The organism is Skermanella stibiiresistens SB22 (genome assembly GCF_000576635.1).
GTDB lineage: Bacteria > Pseudomonadota > Alphaproteobacteria > Azospirillales > Azospirillaceae > Skermanella > Skermanella stibiiresistens.
Window position 1 is genome coordinate 106,849 of sequence record NZ_AVFL01000004.1, and the last position, 14,932, is coordinate 121,780.

Here is a 14,932-nt window from a genome sequence, read left to right on the forward strand (position 1 = left end):
TCCGCGCGATGACCTTTTCCCCAAACCTCGACTCCCCACCCCTCGGCCCCTTGGTCGGCCCACCCCCCGGTGACACGACGGCCGCCCGGCAGGCCTTCATCCAGGCCAACACGGAGCTGTCGACCGCTCCGCTGCTGCCGGAGGTGGCGTTGCATCTGGCGACCCAGGTGACGCCGTTGTGGGAGGCGACCGAGGTCGACCTCGCCGCCCGCGACCTGCCGCCGCCCTATTGGGCGTTCGCGTGGCCCGGCGGCAGGGCGGTCGCCCGGCACGTCCTGGACAATCCGGGCTTGGTGGCGGGGCGCCGCGTGCTCGACTTCGCGGCGGGCGGCGGCGTGGCCGGCATCGCGGCGGCCAAGGCCGGAGCGGCGCTGGTGATCGCGGCGGAGATCGACGACTTCGCGGTCGCCTCCATCGGGTTGAACGCCGCCGCCAACGGCGTCGCGATCGAGGTCTCGCGCCGCGACATCGTCGGCGACCCGATGCCCGGAATCCAGGTCGTGCTGGCCGGCGACGTCTGCTACGAGAAGCCGATGGCCGACCGGATCATCCCGTGGCTGCGCGGGCTCGCCCGGGACGGCGTGCTGGTGTTGCTCGGCGATCCCGGCCGCGCCTATGTCCCGAAGACCGGGCTGGAGCCATTGGCGCGCTATCTGGTGCCGACCTCACTCGACCTGGAGGACAAGGAGATCCGGGAGACCACGGTCTGGCGGCTGCTGGGAACGGTCTAGGCTCGCGCCAAGGCGTCGCGCGCCAGCACGGCGGTGATTTCGGCGCGGTATTCCTGGTCCATCACGATCCGGTGGATGAAGCCGTCCAGGGCTGTTCCCGGCGCCAAGCGGTCGCGCGCCAGTTCCAGCACGGCGCGCTGGTCCAGCGCCGGCCAGATCCTGCCGGCGCAGGCGATCGACTCGAAAGCGATGGGCGCTCCGTCCCGGGTCAGGACGCCGCGCCGGCTGAGATAGGCGTCGGCCGCGCCGATCATGCCCAGCCCCTCGATTCGCAAGGTGATGCCGTCGAGCCGGCGGCGGTCGTAATTGACACCGATGCCCTCGGTGGCGTCCATGCGGTCCAATTCGGTTTCTGTCAGCCATTGGACCGCGATGTCAACGGCGGCGCCCGGCGCCGGGCACAAGGTCGCGGGAAGGGCGCCGTAGCGGGTGAAATGGGCGGAGTGGACGACGTCGAAGCCCTCCAGGGCACCGCACAGGACCGGAATGGCGAGGGGAAGCGGCCAGTCCGCGAACTTGCGGGCGAGCTGTTCGGGCGACCGGTTGGAGCCGCAGGCGATGACCGGCACGCGGCCCTCCAGCAAGGCGGGCGTCAAGACCGGCAACGGGCGCTGTTCGCCGCCCTCGAACAGGTAGGAGCACCCCGCGAAGGCATAGGGATAGCCGCAGGCCAGCGCGATCACGGCGGGGTCGATGAGGGGGGTGGAAGCCATGCGGCCGACGGTGCGGTCTTCGCGCCGCGTCGTCAATCCGCTTGACGGCGCGTTCGGCAGGCCGATGTTAGGCCGACTGAGTCGAGACCACCATCCCAGACCTTCAGAGACGCTGATCCAATGCCCTATTCCTCGCTGCGCGACTTCATGGACCGGCTGGAACGCTCGGGCCGTCTCGTGCGCGTCAAGACGCCGGTCTCTCCCGCGCTGGAGATGACGGAGATCCACACCCGGCTGCTCGCCCAGCAGGGACCGGCCGTGCTGTTCGAGAACGTCATCCGGCCCGATGGGTCGCGCTATGACATGCCGGTGCTGATCAACCTGTTCGGCACCGTGGAACGGGTCGCTTGGGGCATGGACCGCGAGCCCCACGAGTTGCGCGGCGTCGGCGAGACGCTGGCCTTCCTGCGCCAGCCGGAGCCGCCGGGCGGCTTCCGCGAGGCGCTGGACCTGATCCCGCTGGCCAAGACCGTGTTGTCGATGAAGCCGAAGACGGTCTCGTCGGCGCCGTGCCAGGAGATCGTGCTGAAGGGCGACGACATCGACCTGGGCCGCCTGCCGATCCAGGGCTGCTGGCCGGGCGAGCCGGCTCCGCTGATCACGTGGCCGCTGGTGGTGACCAAGGGGCCGGGCAAGAAGCGCGAGGACGACTTCAACCTCGGCATCTATCGCATGCAGGTGACCGGGCGGAACACGACGCTGATGCGTTGGCTGAAGCACCGTGGCGGCGCCCAGCATCACCAGCGCTGGGCCGCGTCGGGCAAGCGCGAGCCGTTGCCGGCCGCCGCCGTGCTGGGGGCCGATCCCGGCACCATCCTGGCATCCGTCACCCCCGTGCCGGACACGCTGTCGGAATACCAGTTCGCGGGACTGCTGCGCGGGCGCAAGGTCGAGCTGGTCGACTGCAAGACAATTCCGCTGAAGGTGCCGGCGCAGGCCGAGATCGTGATCGAGGGGCTGGTCAGCCTGGACGAGTTCGGCGACGAGGGACCGTACGGCGACCACACCGGCTATTACAACGCGGTCGAGCCGTTCCCGGTCTTCCACGTCACCGCCATCACGATGCGGCGGAACCCGATCTACCTCTCCACCTTCACCGGCAGGCCGCCGGACGAGCCGAGCGTTCTGGGGGAGGCGCTGAACGAGGTGTTCATCCCCTTGCTGATCCAGCAGTTCCCGGAGATCGTCGACTTCTGGCTGCCGCCGGAAGGCTGCTCTTACCGCATCGCCGTGGTCTCCATGAAGAAGGCCTATCCGGGCCACGCCAAGCGCGTGATGATGGGCGTCTGGTCGTTCCTCCGCCAGTTCATGTACACCAAGTGGGTGATCGTCGTGGACGACGACATCAACGCGCGCGACTGGAAGGACGTGATGTGGGCGGTCTCGACCCGCATGGACCCGGCCCGTGACATCACGGTGGTGGAGGGAACGCCGATCGACTACCTGGACTTCGCCAGCCCCGAAAGCGGTCTGGGCGGCAAGGTTGGTCTGGACGCCACCAACAAATGGCCGCCCGAGACCAAACGCGAATGGGGCCAGCAGCTCCGCATGTCCGACGACGTGATCGACGAGGTCACCCGCAAATGGGATAGCTACGGCATCCCGCTCCATGGCAAGCCGATTTGGAAATGAGATGAATTTTCCATGAAGCGGTCATGGTGCTGGCCGTGGGGAGCCAACAGGATCATCCCATCGGCTGGAACATCGCCAGCCTCTTCTCCGACAATATACGGGAGCAGCGTGACCGCCTCCTGTTCAACGACCTGAAAGGCCCGCCGCCTTCGCCCGCGGGCACCGGAAAGCCATGATCGCGCAGTGGCACCACATGCTGAACAACTATCGTTCCGTCGATTGAGTGCGGGCGAGGTGAGGTGAACTTCCACGACCATGGTCCGGGCGAACAGTCCGCATGATGATGCTTTGCGGTTCGCGAACATCTTCGAGTCGCAGGTCGGCGATATACATTCACACGCTCAATTCGCCGACACCAGCGACCTCGAACGCGACCTGTCGACCGTCCTGTTCTTTTTCGAGGCGTACATGCGCCCGGCGATCTGGACCGAGTACAGTTTCAAAAATGCCAAGCGGTCAAATAGGTTTTGACTGCGGAATTGATTTTTCCAATCTTCAAGTCAATCGAGAAGATGTCGAGGCAAGGGAATTTTTAAGATTAAGTAAGTTCTGACATATAAAATTAAGATATAAGAATCATTTCAAAGTCAAACCTGTAATTAATAGAAGATAATCGAGAAATTATTTAAATTTAACTATCAAGTTCGGCGTCATGTCACGAATTGAGCGCATCCATTCGTATGCGATTTCAAGGATGGGCTTGCGTTCCCTTGTCATTTCATGGAGACGATTATGAATTATTTCCACCTCGCCAACGTTACTGGCACCGGCAAAGAGACTGGCTACGTGGGGCACGGAGCTTCGGCGGCCGTCAACGCTGGCGTCGTGACCGTGATGGCGCTCTCCCCGACGAACGACTTGGTTGTCGGCGGCACCTACACGATCACCGGTCCGGCCGGCAGCCACATCTCCTACAATACGACCTGCGCCACGGTTGCTGGCGCCTTGGCCACCTTCGACATCGTCTGATGAACCGCGCTGGCCGCGCCGCCCATGACGGCGTCGCGGCCAGCGCGGATCTTGGGGCTTCGATTTCCCAGCCGACCTTTCACGCCCTTGCCATGATGGTGTGGCCCCCGCACTGTCGCCTCGTGGGCAAGAGCACTGGGGGAACACGATGGCGGGCAAGAAGCGGACTTCCACGGCGAGGCAGGTCGCGCGGGAGCGCGTCATGCTCGATTTCCATCACCATGACGCCTTGAGCGAGCAGGTCACCGAACCGCTCCGTGGCAACCTGTCGGTGGTCAAACAGTCCGGAAGCTGTCTCTGGGTCGCCTCGGACGAGACCGACACGATCGAGCGCCTGACCACCGACGACTGGCGGAGCTTCGGCCAGCACACTCCCTACCGCCTGACCGACTTCTTCGACCTGCCGGTCAAGGGGGAGGTCGATGTCGAGGGCTTGTCCGTCGATGGCGACTATCTCTGGATTTGCGGCTCGCATAGCCTCAAGCGCAAGAAGCCCAGTTTGGACGAGCACGGCGTCGAGGAGGCGCTGGAGCGGCTGACCAAGATCGAGTGCGAGCCCAACCGCTACCTGCTGGGGCGCATTCCCCTGGTCAGGGACGGTGCTGATGGCGTCTATACCCTGTGCCGGTCGGCGCCATCCAATGATGGCGGGGCGGAGCTGACGGCGGGGCGGCTGAAGATGGACCCCGCCGGGGCCAACGCCCTGTCGAAGGCGCTCGCCAAGGACGAACATCTCGGCCGCTTCATGGCGATTCCCTCCAAGGACAATGGCTTCGACATCGAGGGCATCTCCGCGCGCGGCGAGCGGGTCTTCCTGGGCATGCGCGGCCCCGTGCTGCGCGGCTGGGCGGTGATCCTCGAACTGGTGGTGGCCGAGAAAGGCCATAACGCCAAGTCCACCGGGCTGAAGCTCCGCAAGATCGGTCCCGAGGGCGAGCGCTACCGCAAGCACTTCCTCGATCTCGACGGGTTGGGTATCCGCGAACTGTCGCTGGAAGGCGATGACCTGCTGATTCTGGCTGGTCCGACCATGGATCTGGATGGGCCGGTGGTGCTGTACCGCTGGCCCGACGCCTGGAATCAGCGGGAGGAGACCATCATCCCGCGAAGCCGGCTGGAGCGGGTGATGGATATCCCCAACGGCGTCGGCACCGACCACGCCGAGGGCGCCACGCTCTTCGCGAGGCCGGACCAACCCCTGTCGGTCCTGGTGGTCTACGACAGCCCCGCCCCCGACCGGCTCGCCCCCAATGGCCGCGGGGTGGCCGCCGACGTGTTTCCGCTGCCAGCGAAACGCCGCGACGATCCCTGAGGTGGCCGCGCGCATCCCAGCCATGTCCTGACAAAGGTTGGCTGTCGGCGGAGTCGGGTTACCCTTGCGGTTGTCTCATCCGCCGCGAAGTCAAACCCATGATGCCAGCCTGATGAGTTTCGCCGCCGTCCGGCCGCCGCACATCGCCATCCTGATCGCCATCACCGCGATCGGTCCGATGGCGCTCAACATCTTCATTCCGTCGATCCCCGGACTGGTCCGGGTGTTCGAGACCGATTACGGCACGGCGCAGCTGGCGCTGACCCTGTACCTCGTTGGCATCGGTTGCGGCCAGCTGATCTATGGGCCGCTGTCGGACCGGTTCGGACGGCGCCCGGTGCTGCTGGCCGGGCTGGGAATCTTCGTCGCGGCCAGTCTCGTCTGCGCCCTCGCTCCCAGCATCGGAACGCTGATCGCCGGGCGGATCGTCCAGGCGGTCGGCGGCTGCGCCGGCATGGTGCTGAGCCGCGCCATCGTCCGTGATGTCCACGAGCGCGACAAGGCGGCAAGCACGCTCGCCTACATCACCATGGCGATGGCCGTGGCGCCCGCCATCGCGCCGGCGCTGGGGGGATTCCTGGAGGTCTGGTTCGGCTGGCGCGCCAGCTTCCTAATGGTCCTGGCCTGTGGCGCCGCCGTTTGGCTGTGGAGCCTCGGATCGCTGCGCGAGACCAATTTCCAGCGCCAGCCGCTTCCTGGAATCATCGGCATGGTCAAGGGCTATGGGGCGCTGCTGCGCAATCGGGCCTATCTGGGCTTCGCCCTCAACACCGCCTTCGTCAGCGCCGTGTTCTTCGCCTTCCTGGCGGGGGCGCCGTACATCATGATCGAGCTGCTGAAGCGGCCGCCCAGCGAATACGGCGCGCTGTTCGTGCTGGTTTCCGCCGGATACGCGCTGGGCAGCTTCATCGCCGCCCGGCTGGCGACGCGGCTCGGCGCCCGCCGGCTGGTCCTGGTCGGCACGGTGACGAACATCGCCGGCGTCGCCGTGATGGGCGTGCTCGGGCTTCTGGGCCATTTCCACGCGCTGGGCATCTTCCTGCCGATGTGCCTCGCGGCGGTCGGCAGCGGCATCGCCATGCCCAGCGGCATCGCCGCCGCGATTAGCGTCAACCCGCGGGTCGCCGGCGCCGCGTCGGGCCTGCTGGGCTTTCTCCAGATGTCGGTCGGGGCGGTGGCGACCGTGGCCGTGGGCTATCTCAAGGACGACGACCAGATGCCGATGATCCTGGTCATGGTGGTGGCGGGAGCCTTGTCGGTCGGCGCCTATCTCATGGCGATCGGCGCGCGGCGACCCTCGCCGGACGCGGTTCCGGCGCCCGGCACGACCGACTGACGGCGATCCGTCCCCGTCAAACACCCGCCGTGGTGAAAATAAGCGGGACATGTCCGCCTCCCCCCTGCCATCTTCCGGGAACGCCGCCCATCTGGATAGGAACGTCCAAACGAGCGCGACCTGAAATCGACCGGAGATCCCGATGCCTTCTGATACCCATGACGCCGCCCTCTCGCTGCTCGAAGGCCTGATCGGCAAGGCCAAGGCCGCCGGAGCCGACGCCGCCGACGCGGTGCTGTTCGACGGCGCGTCCCTGTCGCTCTCGCAGCGGCTGGGCCAGCCCGAGCGGCTGGAGCGGGCGGAAGCCGGTGATCTGGGCCTGCGCGTCTTCGTCGGCAAGCGCCAGGCGATCGTCTCGACCACCGACAGGAGCGACGACACCCTCGCCTCGCTGGTCGAGCGCGCCGTGGCGATGGCGCGGAACGTCCCCGAGGACCCGTTCAGCGGCTTGGCCGACCCGGACCAGCTCGCCCGCGACTGGCCTACCGACCTGGAGATGGACGATCCGACCGAACCCTCGGCCGAACAGATGATCGAGCAGGCTAGGGTCGCCGAGGAAGCGGCCTTGGCGGTCGACGGCGTGACCAATTCCGAAGGGGCCGAGGCTAGTTGGAGCCGGTCGCATGTCGCCATCGCCGCCAGCAATGGCTTCGCCGGCGCCTATTCCCTCTCGCGGCGCAGCCTGTCGGTCTCGGTGCTGGCCGGCACCGGAACCGGCATGGAGCGCGACTACGACTACAGCTCCAAGGTCTTCGCCGAGGATCTGGCGTCGGCCGAGGAGATCGGCCGGGGCGCCGGCGAGAAGGCGGTGCGCCGGTTGAACCCGCGCAAGGTCAAGACCTGCCAGGTGCCGGTGATCTACGATCCGCGCGTCTCGCGTGGCCTGATCGGCCACCTGTCGGGCGCCATCACCGGGCCGTCGATCGCGCGCGGCACCAGCTTCCTCAAGGACAAGATGGGGGAACAGCTGTTCCGCCCCGGCGTCACCATCGTTGACGATCCGCATGTCCGGCGCGGTCTGCGCTCCAAGCCGTTCGACGGCGAGGGCGTCGCGATGTCCAGGCGGAACATCATCGAGGAGGGCCGGCTGACCACGTGGCTGCTCGACCTGCGCTCCGCCCGCCAGTTGGGCCTCACATCCACCGGCCACGCGTCGCGCGGCACCTCCGGCCCGCCGTCGCCGGGTCCCAGCAACCTCTACATGGCGCCGGGAACCCGCACGCCGGAGGAACTGATCGGCGAGATCAAGGAAGGCCTCTACATCACCGAACTGATGGGCATGGGCATCAACGGGATCACCGGCGATTACAGCCGGGGCGCCGCCGGCTTCTGGATCGAGAACGGCGAGATCGCCTATCCGGTCAGCGAGCTGACGGTCGCCAGCAACCTGAAGGAAATGTTCCTGACGCTGGAGCCCGCCAACGACCTGGAGTTCCGCTACGGCATGGACGCGCCGACCATCCGGATCGACCGCATGATGGTTGCCGGCACCTGACGGCCGTCACTCCCGTCCGCTGATCGGACGGCCGGAGTTCCAGAAACTCCGGCCGTCCTTCGACGGGCTCAGATCATCGTCCGGGAGCGGGTGTAGGTGCCGTCGGCGTAGACGATGACGTCGAAGGTGCGAATCTCCGGGTTGAAGCCGGAACAGTTGAAGATGTACTGGAAGTGGATCCGGACGCCGATGATCGGCTTGCCGCCCGCTCCCGGTTTGACTGGAGGCTGCTCGTTCAGCAGGATCGAGCCGGTGATCTCCGCGCTGCCGCCGAGATAATCGGTCGGATCGGTGATCTCCATCGAGATCGGGCCCAGGCAGACGCCGTTGTACTCCCAGTAGATCCTGACGCCGGCGCCGACCTTCAGGGCGAAGCAGGTCGAGGCCTCCTCCACGGTCGCCGTGGCCGGCGCGCGGGTGATCGCCTTCTCCTGCGCCGTCGCCTTCTTGGGGCATCGCAGGTCGTCCATCTTGTCGAAGCTGTACTTGATGTCGCCGGCGGACTTGCTGTTGTAGGCGGCGAACAAGGTGCCGCCGACCGCCGCGACGGCCTCGGCGAGCGCGGCACCGGCGAAGGCGCCAGCGCGTCCGTCGCGGTACATCGACTGTTGGATCGACTGCTGCTGGACCGTCGCTTTGGCGTTGGGCGCCCAGTGGACGACCAGAGGCGGGACGAGCGGTGGCGGTTTGACCTCGTTGGCCTTCTTGACCGGGCGCTCGTATTTGGTCATGAAGGCCTCGAAGGTTTCGGATTGCTCGACCGCCTTGCCGGGATCGTTGAAATGGAACAGGGTGCCCCGCGCCGTTCCATCCCCCGAGATGCCGACCAGGATTCGGGCATGGACGGAGAATGGAAAGGCCGGGAGTTCGCTGGTCGTCACCCACAGGGGTCCATAGGCCTGCAGCATGGCCAGCCAGTCCTCCAGGGAGAAGTTGGCTGGTCCCTTGGCGACCATTCCCGCCACGTTCAGAAAATTGTCCTTCTCGTCTCCTCCCAGTGGTTGGTCGTTGCGGACCTTGCCTAGCCAGACTGGACCGACGCGTCCGATGGCCTGCTCGACCGTCATGCCTTCGTTCAGCAGCCAGGACATCAGCATGGTGGTCGATGCCGCCCAGCAGACATTCTGGCTGTTCTGCCGGACGATCGGAACCGTTCCCGGAACCCTGTAGTTCACCGGCGTCGCGAAAGCGCGCGTCCGCGACGCCTGGGCCGTCGACGGTTTGGTCCGGCTGGGTTCGGGTCGCTTGACGATCCGCTTCCGCGCCCGCGACACGTCTTTCTGGAGCTGGAACAGGCTCATGATGGTGTTTCCCCTGATGCTGGTGTCGCCGCGGCCAAGATCGCCTGAGCGGGTGTCGGTTGAGCTTCGGCCGGATTGGACGAGGCCATGATCAGCGAGAGGTCCTCGGCGAAATCCAGGTCGCTCAGGGCGAGCGCCGCTGGCGCCGTCGCGGTTGGCTTCCCGTTTTTCGGACCGCCGGTGGGGCGTTCCTCGTAAGCCATCCGGCGGTCGAATTCGTCCATCGACTGTTCGATCGCCATGCTTCCCAGGTCGAAGGTGGTGGCCCTGGACATGCTGGCGCCCAGCCGGTCGAAGATCTCGTGGCCAAACGCGGTTGAAGGCGCCGCGGGGGAGGGGGGCGAGGGCGCGTCGTCGTCCCAGTCCGGAGGTCGCGGCGGCGGATTGCGCTCCACCGAGGGATGCGACTTCTGGCCGCTGAGGATCGCCTTCAGATCCTCGTTGAACCGGCGCGTCTCGGCGTCATCCCCCAGGTCGAGCGATGCCGCTTCGGGGAAGACATATTCGGCGGGCGGATCGTCGCGGCGGCCCTCCTCCGGTTCGGGCGGGAACTCCACCGCGGCTTCCACCCGGTCCCCATCCCCATCCTCATCGTCGGACAGCGAGCGGGCCTTGCAGCCGCAGTCGTGGCGCGGCTTGGCCGAGGAGGTGTCGAACTCCTCGACCTGGAAGGCGGTGGCGCCATTGGCCGCCCCATCCTCCAGCGACATCGCGACCAGGTCGAAGGCGGTGGCACCCGCCGGCTCGCCAAATCCGTAGCCGAAGCCCAGCGGCGCCGGACCGGACGTCTGGCCTCGTCCATTCGCGGGCGGCGGCAGGATCTCGTCCGCCGGGTGGGCCGGATAGCGCAGGTCGATTGGCGCGTCGCCATCGGCGCGCTGGCGCTTGACCGATGGCGGCTCCTTCGCTCCGGGTTTGACGCCCGGCTTCGCGTCGCGGCGGCGGAGAGTCCGTTCGATCAGGTAGAGTTGACCCTTGGGGCCGGCCCCGGTGCTTGCCGGCTTGGTGCTTGCTGGTTTGGTGCTTGCCGCCATGATGCGTCGTCCCTGGATCGATGTCAGTGCTTGAGGTCCATGCGGATGATGGAAAACTGGTCCAGCGCCACGGCGAGCTGGTTGCTGCCGGGCCGCAGCACGCCGTCGGGCACGGCCAGCGCCAGTTCGCGGTCGCTGACCGACACCACCTCGACGGCGGAGCGGTTCAGCTGGGCGGCGGGGAAACCGGGAGCCTGCGCCGCCGCCGCGAGATTGGCGCCGGCCAGCCGCAACACGGTCCGTCCCTCCGATTTCTGGACGCTGACCTTGCTGACGGCGGGAGCGGCGCTTCGCCGCTTCGATTGTCCGATCAGGTCGGCCAGCTTCTGGTAGTCGACCTTGTTGTTGCTGACCTTCTTGATGTCGATGTTCCTGTCGCGCATGCGCTGGATGTCCCCTTCGGACGTGACCCCGATCCGGCGCAGGCTGGTCCGGGTCTCCTCGTCGATGTCGTCGATCAGGTCGATCGCCACGTCATCGCCGCTGATCGGCTGTTTCGTCACTTCCTTGATCTGCCGGTCGGTGATCGAGCCGAGTTGGATCGACACCTTGCTGGCACCGCTCTCTCCCGGCCTGGCGGTCGAGAACAGGATCGTGTCGCCCTGCACCTGCGGGAAGAGCTGCAACTCCAGGGCGACATCCTTGACCGTGTAGGTGAGCGGCCGGTTGACTCCCTTGATCGCGAGCGTGTCCTGCGCCCGGTCGAGTTCGACGATCAGGGAATCCAGGAACGACTCGAGACGCCACGGCAGGTTCTGGGCCACGTCAGTCGGGGCCTCCCAAGGTGATCCGCAGCCGGTGGAACACTGGCATCACGGAGGTGTCGGTGTACTGGGTCGGCGGCTCGCTCCCCAGGGCGACCCGGCCATCCTCGCCCACCCGCACCTCCAGCTCGACCGGCAGGTCGATGGTCATGCGGTCGATCGACATGGCGACACCGGCCTCCTCGTCCTCCAGCGTCTCGGCGAACACCGCCAAGTCGGCCGCGAGATCGCCGAACGACGCCAGCGCTCCGTCACTTTCCCCAGCCCCGGCCTGTTTGGTTCCATCTTCCTCGGCCGCCACTTCCTCCATCGGGGCGGCGGCGGGCGGCTCCGGATCCGGTGTCGCGTCCGGTGCGGGGTTGGGGGACATCGCCAGGCTCCGCTGTGAGATCGACGGGGGTAAGGGCCGCAGTTTGGTCGAACACGACGGTCATGCCGTTCAGCAGGACCTCGCCGAGGCTGACCGGGGCCGCCAGTCCGGCCGAAAAGCCGGAGGCGGCAGCGCGAGGTCGTGTGGGAAACCGGGTGCGGGAGACGGTCATGGCGCGCTGCTCGTTCCGACGAAATGGACCTTGCACGGCAAGGGAAAGCTGACGTGCCGGGGCTCGAACCGCAGCACCTGTCCGGACGGGGCGACATCCGCCGCCCGCTGGAGCGCTATGGTCGCCACCTTGACCTCGGGGAAGACCCAAAGCGCCACCGTGGCGCCGCCGCGTCCGGCGAACTTGACGCTGCTACGCGCGCTCAGGCCGAACCGGCGGACGAAGCCCGGCGTCATCAGGGCCGCCAGTTCCGTCGGGGCCAGCATCGGCGCGCCCGCGATGTCGGGCAGCAACTCGTTCAGCGCGTTGGGGCAGAGCACCAGACCGGATTTCAGGCGGCCCTCCAGCTTCCGGACCCCGACGGGTTCGGTCCTGACGACCGTCTCGACACGGGCGTTCGTGGTGCGGTCCGGCTCCATCAGGGTGACGTAGCGGGCCTCCAGCTCAATCCGGCGATGGTCGTCGTCAAGCTCGTCCTCCCAGACCTTGTGCCAGAAATCGCGGTGGCGGCCGACATCGTCGAGCGGCACGGCCGGCCCGGTCGCGTCCACCGCGCCGGGACTGTGCTCGCCGACCATGTGGATGGAATGGCTCATCGCCGCCCCGACCTTGTCGCCCCGCTTGTTACGCCAGATCAGGTGGGCGCAGACCAGATAGTCGCGGCCGGCCACCAGCCGTTGCAGGTCCTCGACCGGAAAGCCCGGCGCCTCGGGAAGCGGTCCGGCGGTGCCGGCCGGGACCGCCACGCGGGTGCGGGCGAGCGGTTCCAGCGTGGTGGCGTCCTTCAGGATCAGCACCAGCCGCGCCTCGGGCAGCGGGCGGGGCGTCTGGACCATCAGGGGGAACAACAGGGCGCGCCCGAGCAGGAAGGCCGTCACCGTCCGTCCGTCCACGGTGGTCTCGACCAGATCGGTGAAGGTCAGGCGAACGGTCGGGACGCGGCGATAGCGTGGATGGGCGCGCGGCTCTTCGAGATGGGCGCTCATGCTCAGCAGCAGCTGGTTGAGCGCCGGATCGTCGACGCCGGGGTTCAGGGCCCTGAGATGCTCCAGCTCCTGCTTCTCCGCGTCCAAGCCCAGCTTGCCGACCGAGGTGACCGCGTCGGTCACGGCGCCCAGCACGTTCTTGGGATCGACCATGTTGAACAGGCCCTTGATGGTCTCGGGCGACAGCACTTGCTGAAGCACCGGCATCAGCGCCGGCAAGGCCGCCAGCAGGGCTGGAGCCACGGCCGCCTCGCTGTAGCGTCCGCGCTTCTTCGCTCCCCGGTCCATCCCCCGGCTCATCCCCAGGGCCAGCGACTTGGCGTCGGCCTTCGCGGGAGCTGGCGCCGCCGCACCGGCGGGGGCCAGGGCCTTGAGGATTTGGGCCACCAGTTGCTGGAGATCGCCGCCCCCCGCGGGCGGACCGGAAGGCCCCTTGGCTCCGCCGCCGTCGAGCAGGCCGCCCAGGATCGATCCGGCGGCGGGCAGGATCTGGGGCAGCAGCGCCAGCAACCCATCCAGGAACTGCGCCGTGCTGAGCGGCCGGGCCGGCGCCAGGGCGCGCCGCACCGTCGGGATGGCGGCGGCTTGGCGCGGGGGAGCCGCGAGCGTCCTGGATCTGGTCATGCTGATCTCCGGTAGGTCGGCCAAGCCATCACCCGACAGGTCCAGGTTCGGCGGGACCACGACGATCTCCGACAGCGCCGGACCATCGCGGCCGGGCGTGCGGAAGCTCATGAGCTGGATCGACCGGTCGCGGCCGGAAAACAGGCGGGTTGGCACCTCCAGCTCGGTGCGGCCATCCTCCGAAGGGTCCAGCGGCCCCAGCAACTCCGAGGTGTGGGAGCGGGCGTCGAGCATGGTCAGCCCGTTCCGCCGCTGGGTGCCGCCCTCGCCGATGGCGTAGGCGTACCAGCGGTTCCGGCCGACATCGACCTTGAAGCGGGCGACGCCTCGCCCGCTGTCCACGAAACGGATGCATGCCAAGGCCATCGCCGGTCACCCGCCCGTCCGGGGTCAACGCGCCGGCGTCGCGGGACGCGGCGGCAGGCTGGCGGGTTGCGCGGATTGCTGGGCCGGTTGCTCGACCGGCTGGTTGTAGAGCTGGGCGAAGTTGTCCAGCTTGAAGTAATCCGTCTTGAACGTGATGTCGACCGAGCCGGCCAGCTTGGCCGACAGGTCGGTGGACGAGTTGCTCTTGGCCGAGGAGACGCTGAGCCGGGTATCGCGGGTGCTGCTGGTGTGGCCGCCGGACGGTCCGCCGAAGATCGAGCCCAGGAGCCCGCCGCCCGCCTTGACCGAACTGCTGGTCGACTTGACCTGCTGCATCGCCGCCTTGTCGCGCTTCTCGATCTTTTCCGTGGTCTTGAAGTCGAACAGGACGGAGGCCTTGATGTTGCCCTTCTCGACCACCAGCCGGGTGACGCCCATCAGGATCGTCTCGCGCAGCATCGCCCGCTGCTCCTTGGCCATGGCGATCTTGGCGTCCATGATCTTGGCCTTGATCTCGTTGTCGCCGAGATCGACCTTCTGGCCCTCCTTGTCGGTCAGCACGACCTTCTGTTGGCCGTTCTCGTCCTTCTCCTCGTCATCGAAGTCCAGGCTGAAACTATCGCCGTTGTTTTCCGCCAGATAGCCGAAGGCGGCGGTGTCGTCGATCGCCTTGACGAACTCGGTGACCGACTTGGAGGCGGCCTTCATCAGGCTGATGTAGTTCTCGGTCTGGGCCAGCATGACCTGGATGTTGGCGTCGAATACACCCTTCAGCAGATCCTTGACGAATTTCGGGAAATCTACCGCCTCGACGAAGTCGCCCGCGATGTCGCCAGCCTGTTCGATGCGCTTGTTCTCGTGCCGCTTGTCGTCGATCAGGTCGCTGGCCTTGGGCGGCTTGGCTTGCGCCATCGCGGTGGAGCGGGAGGCGCCTTGGGACAGCAGCTCGCCATAGCGGCCCTCCACCATGCGGCGGTAGGTGTCGTACTGGTCGGCGCGCGGCATCTGGGCGAACTGGACGCTCGCCGCCAGGGTCCGGCGCACGTCGCACCGAGCCTCTTCCTTGAGCTGTTCGTGATCGGTCATCCGGTGGAACTCCTGGACTGCGGAGAGGGGTTAACGGGCAG

15 protein-coding genes are annotated in these 14,932 nt (G+C 67.1%); 8 read left to right on the forward strand and 7 right to left on the reverse strand.

What is annotated here, in order from left to right:
• Positions 1 to 8 precede the first annotated feature (8 nt).
• The gene (locus tag N825_RS07205) at positions 9 to 731 is read left to right on the forward strand and encodes a class I SAM-dependent methyltransferase (protein WP_157619030.1); all 723 of its coding nucleotides are present in this window, start codon (positions 9 to 11) and stop codon (positions 729 to 731) included.
• Here the strand turns inward: N825_RS07205 and N825_RS36275 are convergent.
• Complete coding sequence (locus tag N825_RS36275) at positions 728 to 1,444, reverse strand: gamma-glutamylcyclotransferase family protein (protein WP_157619031.1); 717 nt, start codon at positions 1,442 to 1,444, stop codon at positions 728 to 730. The two genes, N825_RS07205 and N825_RS36275, sit on opposite strands and share 4 nt — an antisense overlap.
• Before the next feature lie 120 nt (positions 1,445 to 1,564).
• Here N825_RS36275 and N825_RS07215 point away from each other — a divergent pair, with 120 nt between their 5' ends.
• The 7 genes from N825_RS07215 to N825_RS07240 all read left to right on the forward strand — a co-directional run bounded on the left by N825_RS07215 (position 1,565) and on the right by N825_RS07240 (position 8,188).
• A complete protein-coding gene (locus tag N825_RS07215) occupies positions 1,565 to 3,076 on the forward strand; it encodes a UbiD family decarboxylase (RefSeq protein WP_037449025.1) in 1,512 nt (503 codons plus the stop codon).
• Between the two features lie 23 nt (positions 3,077 to 3,099).
• Positions 3,100 to 3,252 (forward strand): hypothetical protein, encoded by a 153-nt coding sequence (locus N825_RS38735; protein ID WP_157619032.1) that lies wholly within the window; start codon positions 3,100 to 3,102, stop codon positions 3,250 to 3,252.
• 79 nt (positions 3,253 to 3,331) lie between these two features.
• Positions 3,332 to 3,547, forward strand: coding sequence for a hypothetical protein (locus tag N825_RS07220; protein ID WP_037449028.1), 216 nt, complete (start codon positions 3,332 to 3,334; stop codon positions 3,545 to 3,547).
• Between the two features lie 261 nt (positions 3,548 to 3,808).
• Positions 3,809 to 4,045 (forward strand): hypothetical protein, encoded by a 237-nt coding sequence (locus N825_RS07225; RefSeq protein WP_157619033.1) that lies wholly within the window; start codon positions 3,809 to 3,811, stop codon positions 4,043 to 4,045.
• A gap of 148 nt (positions 4,046 to 4,193) precedes the next feature.
• Positions 4,194 to 5,357, forward strand: coding sequence for a DUF3616 domain-containing protein (locus tag N825_RS07230; protein WP_063833660.1), 1,164 nt, complete (start codon positions 4,194 to 4,196; stop codon positions 5,355 to 5,357).
• 112 nt (positions 5,358 to 5,469) lie between these two features.
• Positions 5,470 to 6,693: a multidrug effflux MFS transporter gene (locus N825_RS07235; protein ID WP_051511680.1), complete on the forward strand. Its 1,224-nt coding sequence runs from the start codon at positions 5,470 to 5,472 to the stop codon at positions 6,691 to 6,693.
• A gap of 142 nt (positions 6,694 to 6,835) precedes the next feature.
• The gene (locus tag N825_RS07240) at positions 6,836 to 8,188 is read left to right on the forward strand and encodes a TldD/PmbA family protein (RefSeq protein WP_037449036.1); all 1,353 of its coding nucleotides are present in this window, start codon (positions 6,836 to 6,838) and stop codon (positions 8,186 to 8,188) included.
• A 68-nt stretch (positions 8,189 to 8,256) separates the two neighbouring features.
• Here the strand turns inward: N825_RS07240 and N825_RS07245 are convergent, their stop codons facing one another.
• The 6 genes from N825_RS07245 to N825_RS07270 all read right to left on the reverse strand — a co-directional run bounded on the left by N825_RS07245 (position 8,257) and on the right by N825_RS07270 (position 14,891).
• On the reverse strand, positions 8,257 to 9,489 hold the full coding sequence (locus N825_RS07245) for a papain-like cysteine protease family protein (RefSeq protein WP_037449039.1): 1,233 nt from the start codon (positions 9,487 to 9,489) through the stop codon (positions 8,257 to 8,259).
• Positions 9,486 to 10,523 carry a hypothetical protein gene (locus N825_RS07250; protein ID WP_037449042.1) on the reverse strand — a complete coding sequence of 346 codons (1,038 nt, stop codon included), beginning with the start codon at positions 10,521 to 10,523 and terminating at the stop codon, positions 9,486 to 9,488. Before N825_RS07250 ends, N825_RS07245 begins: the two co-directional genes overlap by 4 nt.
• 23 nt (positions 10,524 to 10,546) lie before the next feature.
• The gene (locus N825_RS07255) at positions 10,547 to 11,287 is read right to left on the reverse strand and encodes a hypothetical protein (RefSeq protein WP_037449045.1); all 741 of its coding nucleotides are present in this window, start codon (positions 11,285 to 11,287) and stop codon (positions 10,547 to 10,549) included.
• A 1-nt stretch (position 11,288) separates the two neighbouring features.
• Positions 11,289 to 11,657: a hypothetical protein gene (locus tag N825_RS07260; RefSeq protein ID WP_157619034.1), complete on the reverse strand. Its 369-nt coding sequence runs from the start codon at positions 11,655 to 11,657 to the stop codon at positions 11,289 to 11,291.
• Between the two features lie 168 nt (positions 11,658 to 11,825).
• On the reverse strand, positions 11,826 to 13,799 hold the full coding sequence (locus tag N825_RS07265; protein WP_157619035.1) for a hypothetical protein: 1,974 nt from the start codon (positions 13,797 to 13,799) through the stop codon (positions 11,826 to 11,828).
• Between the two features lie 30 nt (positions 13,800 to 13,829).
• Positions 13,830 to 14,891 carry a hypothetical protein gene (locus tag N825_RS07270; protein ID WP_037449055.1) on the reverse strand — a complete coding sequence of 354 codons (1,062 nt, stop codon included), beginning with the start codon at positions 14,889 to 14,891 and terminating at the stop codon, positions 13,830 to 13,832.
• Positions 14,892 to 14,932: the final 41 nt, after the last annotated feature.

Coding starts and splice junctions, on each gene's coding strand:
- N825_RS07205 (WP_157619030.1), top strand. CDS start 9: ATGACCTTTTCCCCAAACCTCGACTCCCCACCCCTCGGCCCCTTGGTC.
- N825_RS36275 (WP_157619031.1), bottom strand. CDS start 1,444: ATGGCTTCCACCCCCCTCATCGACCCCGCCGTGATCGCGCTGGCCTGC.
- N825_RS07215 (WP_037449025.1), top strand. CDS start 1,565: ATGCCCTATTCCTCGCTGCGCGACTTCATGGACCGGCTGGAACGCTCG.
- N825_RS38735 (WP_157619032.1), top strand. CDS start 3,100: ATGGTGCTGGCCGTGGGGAGCCAACAGGATCATCCCATCGGCTGGAAC.
- N825_RS07220 (WP_037449028.1), top strand. CDS start 3,332: ATGGTCCGGGCGAACAGTCCGCATGATGATGCTTTGCGGTTCGCGAAC.
- N825_RS07225 (WP_157619033.1), top strand. CDS start 3,809: ATGAATTATTTCCACCTCGCCAACGTTACTGGCACCGGCAAAGAGACT.
- N825_RS07230 (WP_063833660.1), top strand. CDS start 4,194: ATGGCGGGCAAGAAGCGGACTTCCACGGCGAGGCAGGTCGCGCGGGAG.
- N825_RS07235 (WP_051511680.1), top strand. CDS start 5,470: ATGAGTTTCGCCGCCGTCCGGCCGCCGCACATCGCCATCCTGATCGCC.
- N825_RS07240 (WP_037449036.1), top strand. CDS start 6,836: ATGCCTTCTGATACCCATGACGCCGCCCTCTCGCTGCTCGAAGGCCTG.
- N825_RS07245 (WP_037449039.1), bottom strand. CDS start 9,489: ATGAGCCTGTTCCAGCTCCAGAAAGACGTGTCGCGGGCGCGGAAGCGG.
- N825_RS07250 (WP_037449042.1), bottom strand. CDS start 10,523: ATGGCGGCAAGCACCAAACCAGCAAGCACCAAGCCGGCAAGCACCGGG.
- N825_RS07260 (WP_157619034.1), bottom strand. CDS start 11,657: ATGTCCCCCAACCCCGCACCGGACGCGACACCGGATCCGGAGCCGCCC.
- N825_RS07270 (WP_037449055.1), bottom strand. CDS start 14,891: ATGACCGATCACGAACAGCTCAAGGAAGAGGCTCGGTGCGACGTGCGC.